Origin of the sequence: Flavobacterium sp., assembly GCF_044368995.1 — a bacterium.
GTDB lineage: Bacteria > Bacteroidota > Bacteroidia > Flavobacteriales > Flavobacteriaceae > Flavobacterium.
Genome location: NZ_JBIPMS010000065.1, coordinates 1 through 9,597, shown reverse-complemented (window position 1 = coordinate 9,597; position 9,597 = coordinate 1). Strand labels below are relative to the sequence as shown.

At 29.2% G+C, this 9,597-nt stretch carries 11 protein-coding genes; 5 read left to right on the top strand and 6 right to left on the bottom strand.

All coding sequences use genetic code 11. From position 1 onward, the window contains the following. Together ACIQ2I_RS05955 and ACIQ2I_RS05950 are read left to right on the top strand one after the other, a co-directional pair. Positions 1 to 442, top strand: a 442-nt coding sequence (locus tag ACIQ2I_RS05955; RefSeq protein WP_396181520.1) for a RibD family protein, incomplete at its 5' end; no start/stop codon positions are given. Further along, entirely contained in the window at positions 435 to 1,037 is a 603-nt protein-coding gene (locus ACIQ2I_RS05950; RefSeq protein ID WP_396181519.1) for an HAD family hydrolase, read from the top strand. The genes ACIQ2I_RS05955 and ACIQ2I_RS05950, both read left to right, overlap by 8 nt. Here the strand turns inward: ACIQ2I_RS05950 and ACIQ2I_RS05945 are convergent. Beyond that, positions 1,032 to 1,436: an acyl-CoA thioesterase gene (locus tag ACIQ2I_RS05945; protein ID WP_396181518.1), complete on the bottom strand. Its 405-nt coding sequence runs from the start codon at positions 1,434 to 1,436 to the stop codon at positions 1,032 to 1,034. The genes ACIQ2I_RS05950 and ACIQ2I_RS05945 overlap by 6 nt on opposite strands. Positions 1,437 to 1,659: 223 nt before the next feature. Here ACIQ2I_RS05945 and dnaA point away from each other — a divergent pair, with 223 nt between their 5' ends. From dnaA to ACIQ2I_RS05930, 3 genes are read left to right on the top strand one after another with little or no spacing between them, the layout of a single operon-like run. Next, positions 1,660 to 3,090, top strand: coding sequence for a chromosomal replication initiator protein DnaA (gene dnaA / locus ACIQ2I_RS05940; RefSeq protein ID WP_396181521.1), 1,431 nt, complete (start codon positions 1,660 to 1,662; stop codon positions 3,088 to 3,090). A 2-nt stretch (positions 3,091 to 3,092) separates the two neighbouring features. Beyond that, a complete protein-coding gene (locus ACIQ2I_RS05935) occupies positions 3,093 to 3,554 on the top strand; it encodes a low molecular weight protein-tyrosine-phosphatase (protein ID WP_396181517.1) in 462 nt (153 codons plus the stop codon). A gap of 39 nt (positions 3,555 to 3,593) precedes the next feature. Further along, positions 3,594 to 4,331 (top strand): SAM-dependent methyltransferase, encoded by a 738-nt coding sequence (locus ACIQ2I_RS05930; RefSeq protein ID WP_396181516.1) that lies wholly within the window; start codon positions 3,594 to 3,596, stop codon positions 4,329 to 4,331. Here ACIQ2I_RS05930 and ACIQ2I_RS05925 read toward each other — a convergent pair. The 5 genes from ACIQ2I_RS05925 to ACIQ2I_RS05905 form a co-directional block, all read right to left on the bottom strand. Further along, positions 4,328 to 4,966, bottom strand: a complete 639-nt coding sequence (locus ACIQ2I_RS05925; protein ID WP_396181515.1) for a peptidoglycan-binding protein LysM — start codon at positions 4,964 to 4,966, stop codon at positions 4,328 to 4,330. The two genes, ACIQ2I_RS05930 and ACIQ2I_RS05925, sit on opposite strands and share 4 nt — an antisense overlap. A 315-nt stretch (positions 4,967 to 5,281) precedes the next feature. After that, on the bottom strand, positions 5,282 to 6,157 hold the full coding sequence (locus tag ACIQ2I_RS05920; protein WP_396181514.1) for a hypothetical protein: 876 nt from the start codon (positions 6,155 to 6,157) through the stop codon (positions 5,282 to 5,284). 1 nt (position 6,158) lies between these two features. After that, positions 6,159 to 6,923, bottom strand: a complete 765-nt coding sequence (locus tag ACIQ2I_RS05915; RefSeq protein ID WP_396181513.1) for a hypothetical protein — start codon at positions 6,921 to 6,923, stop codon at positions 6,159 to 6,161. A 126-nt stretch (positions 6,924 to 7,049) separates the two neighbouring features. Beyond that, positions 7,050 to 8,483 (bottom strand): MBOAT family O-acyltransferase, encoded by a 1,434-nt coding sequence (locus ACIQ2I_RS05910; protein WP_396181512.1) that lies wholly within the window; start codon positions 8,481 to 8,483, stop codon positions 7,050 to 7,052. A 3-nt stretch (positions 8,484 to 8,486) separates the two neighbouring features. Then, the coding region (locus ACIQ2I_RS05905) for a nucleotide sugar dehydrogenase (protein WP_396181511.1) at positions 8,487 to 9,597 on the bottom strand (1,111 nt) is incomplete at its 5' end.

Sequence of the window (9,597 nt, the reverse complement as noted above, 5' to 3'; positions counted from 1 at the left end):
GACAGTTTTAAATGATAATCCAAATTTAGATCCAAGAGATTGGTTTGGACAGCATCCCTCTCGGATTATTATTGATAAATCAAATAAAATTCCAGATGGATTTAATATAAAAAATAAAAAAAATCCAACAATTATTTTTACAGAAGAAGAAAATTGTGTACATTCGATAAATGTCACATATGAAATTACACAGTTTGATACTCATTTGATATCTAATATCTTAACTCATTTATTTGAAAAAAACATTCAATCTGTTATTATCGAAGGGGGCACATTTACCTTGCAACAATTTATAAATAACCATTTATGGGATGAAGCAAGAATTTTTATAGCTGAGACTAAAATTTTTAAGGGTATAAAACGTCCAGACTTTGATTTTATTCCAGGAAAAACTATAAAAATTAAAAATAACCAACTAAAAACATACATAAATTATGATTGAGGCAATTATTTTTGATTTAGGAGATGTATTTTTAAACTTGAACCATCAAGCTAGTGTTGATGCATTTAAAAAATTAGGCTTAAAAGTATGGAGTGAGGACTTAAAAGCCGCTGCTATTTTATTTGAAACTGGTAAAATAGATGAAATGCAGTTTATGAATTCCATTCAAAAGCACATACCAAATGTCGATGTTGTAGAAATTAGAGAAGCTTGGAATGCCATAATTGGCGATTTTCCATTAGAACGATTGGAATTTTTAGAAAAATTAAGAAATAAGTACGATATATTTTTATTAAGTAACACGAATCCGACACATATTGATAAATTTGAACATCGGGTAGGATTAACTTTTGCAAGAGAATTTTACGCTCATTTTAATAAAATTTATTTTTCCTACGAAATCAAAGTGAGAAAACCAGATGAAGCCTTTTTCAATTTAATTTTGAAGCAGAATAATTTAAATCCAAAAAAGACGCTTTTTGTAGACGATACCATTGAACATATTCAAGCAGCTGAGGCATTAGGAATAAATACTTGGCAAATTCGTGTAGGGCAAGATGATGTAACTCATTTATTTGATAAAAAAATATTATAAAATTTCATTTATTTTATCAGAAACGTATTTTGGCGGCATAATTGGCCTACCTGTTTTCATATCTACAAAAACAAGCATCGAATATCCGGTTGTTAACAATTGATTTTGCACATTATAAATTTCATAGTCAAATTCTATTTTTACAGAATTTTGATTTTTTAAAATTGTTTTTACACGCAATACATCGTCATAACGTGCTGGTTTTTTATAGTTCATTTCTAAAGAAACTACAGGTAGCATTACCCCGTTTTCTTCCATCCATTTATAGGAAACACCCAAGTTTCTTAACCACTCTACTCTACCCATTTCAAAATATTGCGCATAATTCCCATGATATACAACGCCCATCTGATCCGTTTCTGCGTACCTAACTCGTACTGTAAATTCGTATTCTTTCATTATTATTTTATATATTTATGATTTAAAAATTAAATGTAAATAATTTATTAAATTAAAATCAAAAGTACATACAACAATATTTTTTAATTTACAATAGCATTTCATTTTTTTTTAAATAAATTTGTTCACATATTTGCTCTCCCAATAAAATCTACATAAAAAAAAAGTTAATACTTTCTTTTTCTCAAAATTAGATTAAAAAAAATTAAAATTACAGCACATGATGACTAATGCAGCAAAATCTGTTTGGAATAATTGCTTGTCCTTTATTAAGGACAACATTCAGGAACAAGCCTTCAAAACATGGTTTGAACCTATAGTAGCAATTAGCCTGTCAGAAGACAATGCTTTGCATATTCAAGTACCTAGTAAGTTTTTTTACGAGTGGCTAGAAGAACATTATGTAATTATTTTAAAAACCGCTTTAACTAAAGAACTTGGAAACCAAGCAAAGCTAGTGTATAAAATTAAAATGGAAAACACTTCTGGCAATAAACTTCCATTTACAGAACAAATTCCTAGTACCTATCGTAGTTCTGTAAAAACGCAAGAAATTGATGTGCCTATTGTGAATAAAAATCCGGAATTAAAAAATCCGTTTATTATTCCAGGAATCAGAAATGTAAAAATAGAATCTCAGTTAAATGCCAATTATAGTTTTGATAATTTTTTAGAAGGTGATTCTAACCGATTATCAAGAAGTGCAGGTATGGCAGTTGCCAATAAGCCAGGTGGTACTTCTTTTAATCCATTATTAATTTTTGGTGGAGTTGGTTTAGGTAAAACACACTTGGCGCATGCCATTGGTGTTGAAATTAAAGATAAATATCCAGAAAAAACAGTTTTATATATTTCTGCTGAAATTTTCACGCAACAATATATCGAATCGGTAAAGAAAAATACTAGAAATGATTTCATTCACTTCTACCAACTTATTGACGTTTTAATTATTGATGATGTTCAATTTTTATCTGGAAAAGCAGGTACACAAGATGTGTTTTTCCACATTTTTAATTATTTGCATCAAAATGGAAAACAAGTTATTTTAACTTCAGACAAAGCGCCAGTTGATATGCAAGACATCGAGCAACGCTTATTGTCTCGTTTCAAATGGGGATTGTCTGCTGAATTGCACCAACCCGATTACGAAACAAGAATTTCTATTTTAAGAAACATCTTATACAGAGATGGTGTTGAAATGCCAGATGAAATTTTAGAATATGTAGCCAAACATATAAAATCAAACGTTAGAGAATTAGAAGGAGCTATCATATCATTAATTGCGCAGTCTTCATTCAACAAACGAGAGATTAATCTAGAACTAGCTAAACAAGTTGTAGAGAAGTTTGTGAAAAATATCAAACGTGAAATTTCTATTGACTACATTCAAAAAGTGGTTTCCGATTATTTCCAATTGGATACAGAAACTTTAAAATCTAAAACCAGAAAACGTCACATTGTACAAGCGCGTCAATTAGCCATGTATTTTTCTAAAAAATTCACTAAATCATCATTGGCAAACATTGGATCGCAAATTGGTGATAGAGACCATGCTACGGTATTACACGCTGTGAAAACAGTTGACAATTTAGTAGCTACCGACAAACAATTTAAAAAGTTTGTAGAAGACATTAACAAAAAACTAAGTATTTAAAAATGCCTACCAAGGTTTTAATGGTTTGCTTAGGCAATATTTGTCGGTCACCATTAGCAGAAGGCATTTTACAATCAAAACTCCCAAAAAAAGATTACTTTATTGATAGTGCTGGAACTGCAAATTACCATATTGGAGCACCACCAGACAAACGTTCCGTGTTAACTGCCAAAAAATTCGGCATAGATATTAGCCAACAAAAGTGTAGGCAAATTACTAAATCTGATTTTGAAAATTTTGACTATATTTACGTAATGGATACTTCTAATTACAACAACGTAATTGCTATAGCGCCTGATGAAAAAGTAAAACAAAAAGTAAAAGTAATTTTAAAAGAATTACACACTTCCGATGGTTTTGAAGTTCCAGATCCGTATTACGGTGAAATAGAAGATTTTGAGCACGTATTTCATTTATTAGATGAAGTATGTACAATAATTGCTTCAAAAATTAAATCAAATTAGTTTTAACTAGTCCTTTTTTCTTTATTAAAATAATAAAAGATGAATACAGCCTTAACATTTGGGAAATTATATTTACTACCTTGTACTTTATCAAATCCTGGCGAAGTTTCAGTTGACCCAAAAGATGTGTTGCCTCAAACCATAAAAAGGTGTATTGAATTTTTAGATTATTATATTGTTGAGAATGAAAAAACAGCTAGAAAATGCATCAAAGCAATCTGTCCTGAAAAATCACAACCTAATTTACAATTATGGTCATTAAATAAACATACGGAAGTTGCCGAGTATTATGAAATGATTCAACCGCTATTAAACGGGATAAATATGGGTATAATGAGCGAAGCAGGATGTCCAGGAGTCGCAGATCCAGGTGCAGTGATTGTAAAGTTAGCTCATGAAAAAGGAATTCAAGTAGTGCCATTAGTAGGGCCAAGTTCTATTCTTTTAGCATTAATGGCGAGTGGCATGAACGGTCAAAGTTTTGCTTTTACTGGCTACTTACCTATCGACAAAAACGAAAAGAAAGGTGCCTTGAAAAATTTAGAAAAATGGTCTCAAGAAAAAAATCAAGCACAACTTTTTATGGAAACGCCTTATAGAAATAATAAATTCTTAGAAGATATTTTAACCACACTTCATCCACAAACTAATTTGTGTATAGCATGCGATATAACGTTGCCTACAGAATTTATAAAAACAAAAACCGTAAACGAATGGAAAAAACAAAAGGTCGATTTACATAATCGACCTTGTATTTTTATTATTCAAAAAAATTAATCTATTACTTTTGCGAATCTATTTGAGATTACATTAGAAGTATCATATCCATTAAATCTTTTTATATAAGACCTCAAAGAAGTTCCAAAACCGTCTTTAAAACCATTTTTTCCGTTACTTCGAAGATAGGCTTTTACTGAACTTGCTCCCGCTAAATGCGCTGCTGCTAACAAACCCGACTCTGTAATTTTGATTCCATTAATTATTCTACCAGAATAATTTTTAATTTCTTTTCTCAATTCCCACTTATTGATGCACAATAAAGCATAAAAAGCATTTTCTTGTAAATTAGGGTTATTAAGGAAATTTTTGAAGTCGTAAACACCAATGTGTCGTAATGTGCTTCTTCCGAATTGGTATTTTCCCATGTAACCAAAAGGATTAACCAGAGTATAAATACCAGCAGATTCTTTGACGCCAAGGGCTTGCGTAAAACCGATAAAAGTATTTCCTGTATAAGGTATAGAAAAATTCAACTTAATCGATTCATCTTTTGAAGGTACTCGATACTCGTAAACTTCCGAATCATCGATATGAAATCCTGTTACAGACTCCTCTTTAAATGCACTAAAACCAGAACTAATTATAGCAATAAATGCAATGGCAACTCCAAAATAAAAAATGTCATTTCTCATGTAAATTTATTTCTCAAAAGGGCAAAAAAATTAACTTTTTACATTGTGATTGATTGACATAAATCAGACCACACCTAATGAATTAACTCAGCAAAGATACAACATTTTTTATTATTTTTCTGAATATCAAGTAATTAACATTTATTTAGGGGGGAAATGTGAATTAAATTTAAGCATAATCATATTGATTAGTAAGCATTTAGAGCATACAAAAATTTAAAATAAAATTTGCAAAAAATGAAAAATTAAGTAGCATTTTAATGTTTTAGAATAGAAATCAAGTCTAAAAAAACAAAAAAAAACTGGGTAAATATGCTACTTAAAAAATGTTTTTATAACATGGTTTGTATACATAATAGCACCTTCGTTATTCAAATGTCCACAAGAAGCAAAATAACGATCATTTGTTATGGTATTTTCAAAATTATAGATTTCAGGGTATTGCTTTTTTACATTCTCAAAATAATCCAACCCTTTTGTGTTTTGACACATGGGCGTCATCACAACAATTAAGTTAATGTTATTTAGTTTACAAGTTTTTTTAATTTCTTCGTAATATGTATTTCGAATTACTTTTAAGGTAGAAATATCATTTTTCATGCTCCCTTTGTTGTTTGAAATTAAAGGGTAATATCCTTTATTGTATAGTGTATTAGTGGGTTTATCATCAAGGACTTCATATACTTCTCTAAAGCCAATTTTTGTATCAAATTTTATATATCTGTAAAAAGGTAAAAAAAAGAGTTTTTTAAAATCTGATTCGTTTTTATAATGTTCTTTTATAATAGTATTTGTGTGAATATATGGCATAAAACGAGCCGTAGTTCCCTCGTCTCTTTTTTCATTACAAATACTCAAATCAGCTTCTAGGATAAGATTCTTAATTTGAAATTTGTTTGTAATCATTACTTTTAACAACAAAGATGTTTCGAATAAATGCGAACCACTAATACCATAATTAAACGATTTTAACCCTTTTTTCTCGAACAAACCAGTAACAAAATGGTTGTTGGCACGAGAGGTTCCCATAATAATGACATCATATTTTTTACCAAAAGAATGGATTACATTTTCAACTTTATTTCGTTCAGATGATTTAGAAATTATTGAAGTAAAAATAAAATCTAACAACAATGAAGCAATAAAAAGTATAAAAGCAAAAAGAACTGCAAGTTTAAAAAAACGTTTCATTTTATAATTTTAGCTTTTCAATTAAAATAGAAGTAAAAATAAGAGCGCCTTTATGGTTTAAATGATAATTGTCTTGAAAATAATTATCATTTTGCAAAATTGTTGAAAAATTATGAGACATTGGCAATTTTGACACTAATTGATTTAACTTATTTAGTTCATTTTTTGAGTTAATTCTAAATGGAGACGTATAAAAAACACAATTAAATTTATTGCTTTTATTAAAATTAACTATAGAATCTAAAAAACAATTTTTATTAATAGGTTGATCAAAATCTAATTTAGTTTTTTTGAAACTATTTTTTAATGGAAAATAACCTTTACCCTTTGAAAATTGATGCTTTTCAATACTAAATAAACTGGCTGCAAATTCTCTAAATCCCAATTTACTTGAAAAATAAATATACTTATAAAATGGAATATTTTTACATTCCCAAAATTGTTGTGCATTACTTAACTTAAAAAAATTAGAAATTTCAATATTTTCGTTGATAAATGGAGCTGATTCATAATTAACTATTATAGAAAAATCGTTTGGGGTATAAAAAGCACCATCAAGTTGTATGAAAATTTTTTTGTAGTTAATATTATAACTTTTTAATAGTTTTTGAATAAAATGAATGTCTGATAAATTAGATCCTTGCATGGCTAAATTTATTGAAGTCTTGCCTGTTTTTTCTTCAATTAAATTAGAAACTACAGAATTTTCGACTCTAGACGAACCTAAAAAAATATAATCAAAACTTTTATTTTTTTGTAATCGCAAATACTGAAATTTTGTTCTTGGAATGCAATTACTATATGTTTTTGTATAAATAAAATCCAAAATAAAAGTGCATACCATAAGCAAAATTGCTATTTTTTGGATGTATTTCACAAATTTTTTCATAAATTAAAACTGAAAATAAATAAATTCTTTATAATCTGAAAAAACACCCAATGCTAAAATAGCTAAAATGCAAAACAATAATTTTAAGTTTTCATATTTACCAGAAATGGGTTCTGTTTTGTATTTATGAAACCATTCAAATAATACAAAAACGCCAATTAACCATACTAATTCTGGAGCGTAACGCTCGTTGTTTAAAAATTGAGCATCAAAATTTAAATTGGTAAACATGTTTTTTATATACAAAATAGCATCGGAAATAGATTTTGATCTAAAAAATATCCAAGCAAAAGTGGTCATTGAAAAAGTAATAATTATCTGAAAAAGCGTTTTAAATCCGTTAAAATTCCATTTAAAATGAATGTCTTCTAAATTATTTCTGTTTTTATTTAACAACAATAAGGGCAAAAAGTAAATGGCATTAAGCAAACCCCAAACAATAAAAGTCCAATTAGCACCATGCCAAAAACCACTTACTAAAAAGATAATAAATGTATTACGAACTTGCATCCATTTTCCGCCTTTGCTACCACCTAACGGAATGTATAAATAATCTCTAAACCATGAAGATAATGAAATGTGCCAGCGTCGCCAAAACTCGGCAATATCTCTTGAAAAATAGGGAAAATTAAAGTTTTTCAACAAATCAATGCCAAATAATTTTGAAGTACCTAAAGCAATATCTGAATATCCTGAAAAATCGCCATAAATTTGAAATGCAAAATAAATTGCACCCAACAATAAGGACAACGTATTCATTTGTTCCTGATGATTAAAAACTTCGTTTGCGTATAAAGCACAAGAATCGGCAATTACTACTTTTTTTACCAATCCCCAAATAATTTGATGAACGCCTTCTTTGGCTTTTTCGTAATTAAATACTCGTTTTACCTTTACTTGAGGCAATAAATGCGTGGCTCGTTCAATAGGTCCGGCAACTAATAATGGAAAATAGCTTACGAAAAGCGAATAATCAATGAAATTTGTTTCTGCTTTTATGCGTTTGTAATAAATATCGATAACGTATGATAAGCCATGAAAGGTGTAAAACGAAATTCCGACAGGTAAAATTACATTTATTAATACTGGATTTACTTGAAATCCAAAACCATTGATTAATTCGGTGAATGAAGTGGCAAAAAAATTGTAATATTTAAAAATACCTAAAAATCCCAAGTTGATTATTATACTCAACCAAAACCAGAATTTGCTTTCGGTGACTGATTTGCTTTTTTCGATTTGAATACCTGAAAAATAATCTAAAAGGGTTGAAAAGACTAATAAAAAAAGGAAACGCCAATCCCAACAAGCATAAAAATAATAACTTGCAATAATTAATAAACTATTTTGCCACGATTTATTTTTATTAAAAACAAACCAATATAAAATAAAAATTATTGGTAAAAAAACAGCAAAATGAAGGGAATTAAAAAACATAATTTATGAGCCAATAGCTTGATAAATGAAACCTATTTTTTCTAATGCTGCTTTGTTTAATAAGTTTCTTCCGTCAAAAACAAAAGCAGGTTTTAGCATATTGTCATATATTTTTTGCCAATCGTAGGATTTAAACTCGTCCCATTCTGTTAGAATGGCTATGGCGTGTGCCTTTTTACAAGCGTCATAAGCATTATTTTCTACTGATATGTACTTTTTATTTTCCTCTTCTGAACGAGATTCTAGATAATTTAAATCCGAAAGTATTTGTTTTTCTTTTACTTTAGGATCAAAAACTGCAATGTTTGCGCGCTCACTTATTAAATCATTTGCTACGTAAATGGCAGCAGATTCTCTTGTGTCGTTTGTGTCTTTCTTAAAAGCCCATCCTAAAAAAGCGATTTTTTTACCCGAAACTGTATTGTAAAGTGTACCAATAATATTACTTGAAAAACGTCGCTTTTGATGGTCATTCATAATAATTACTTGTTCCCAATAATCGGCAACTTCATTTAACCCGTATGATTTAGCGATATACACTAAGTTTAAAATATCTTTCTGAAAACAAGAACCACCAAAACCTACTGATGATTTTAGAAATTTAGAGCCAATTCTACTATCTAAACCAATGGCTTTGGCTACTTCATTTACATCAGCACCTGTTTTTTCACACAATTCACTCATCGCATTAATTGAAGAAACGCGTTGCGCCAAGAAAGCATTTGCTGTTAATTTTGACAATTCAGAAGACCATACATTTGTCGTCAAAATAAGATCTTTGTTTACCCAATTTGCATATACATCAACTAATTTACGTATGGCCTCTTGTCCTTCAACTGTAGTGTCTCCGCCAATTAGTACTCTATCAGGAGCAAATAAATCTTCAATAGCTGTTCCTTCTGCTAAAAACTCTGGATTCGATAAAATTTGAAAGTTTACACCGTTTCCAGTGTTGTCCAAAATATCTTTAATAGCTTGAGCGGTTCGTACTGGTAAAGTCGATTTTTCAACAACAATTTTATCAGTTTTAGCTACTCGTGCAATTTGTCTGGCACATAATTCGATATATTTTAAATCTGCTGCCATTCCCTTTCCTACGCCATAAGTTTTTGTA

Coding starts and splice junctions, on each gene's coding strand:
- ACIQ2I_RS05925 (WP_396181515.1), bottom strand. CDS start 4,966: ATGAGAAATGACATTTTTTATTTTGGAGTTGCCATTGCATTTATTGCT.
- ACIQ2I_RS05935 (WP_396181517.1), top strand. CDS start 3,093: ATGCCTACCAAGGTTTTAATGGTTTGCTTAGGCAATATTTGTCGGTCA.
- ACIQ2I_RS05910 (WP_396181512.1), bottom strand. CDS start 8,483: ATGTTTTTTAATTCCCTTCATTTTGCTGTTTTTTTACCAATAATTTTT.
- ACIQ2I_RS05950 (WP_396181519.1), top strand. CDS start 435: ATGATTGAGGCAATTATTTTTGATTTAGGAGATGTATTTTTAAACTTG.
- ACIQ2I_RS05945 (WP_396181518.1), bottom strand. CDS start 1,436: ATGAAAGAATACGAATTTACAGTACGAGTTAGGTACGCAGAAACGGAT.
- dnaA (WP_396181521.1), top strand. CDS start 1,660: ATGACTAATGCAGCAAAATCTGTTTGGAATAATTGCTTGTCCTTTATT.
- ACIQ2I_RS05920 (WP_396181514.1), bottom strand. CDS start 6,157: ATGAAACGTTTTTTTAAACTTGCAGTTCTTTTTGCTTTTATACTTTTT.
- ACIQ2I_RS05930 (WP_396181516.1), top strand. CDS start 3,594: ATGAATACAGCCTTAACATTTGGGAAATTATATTTACTACCTTGTACT.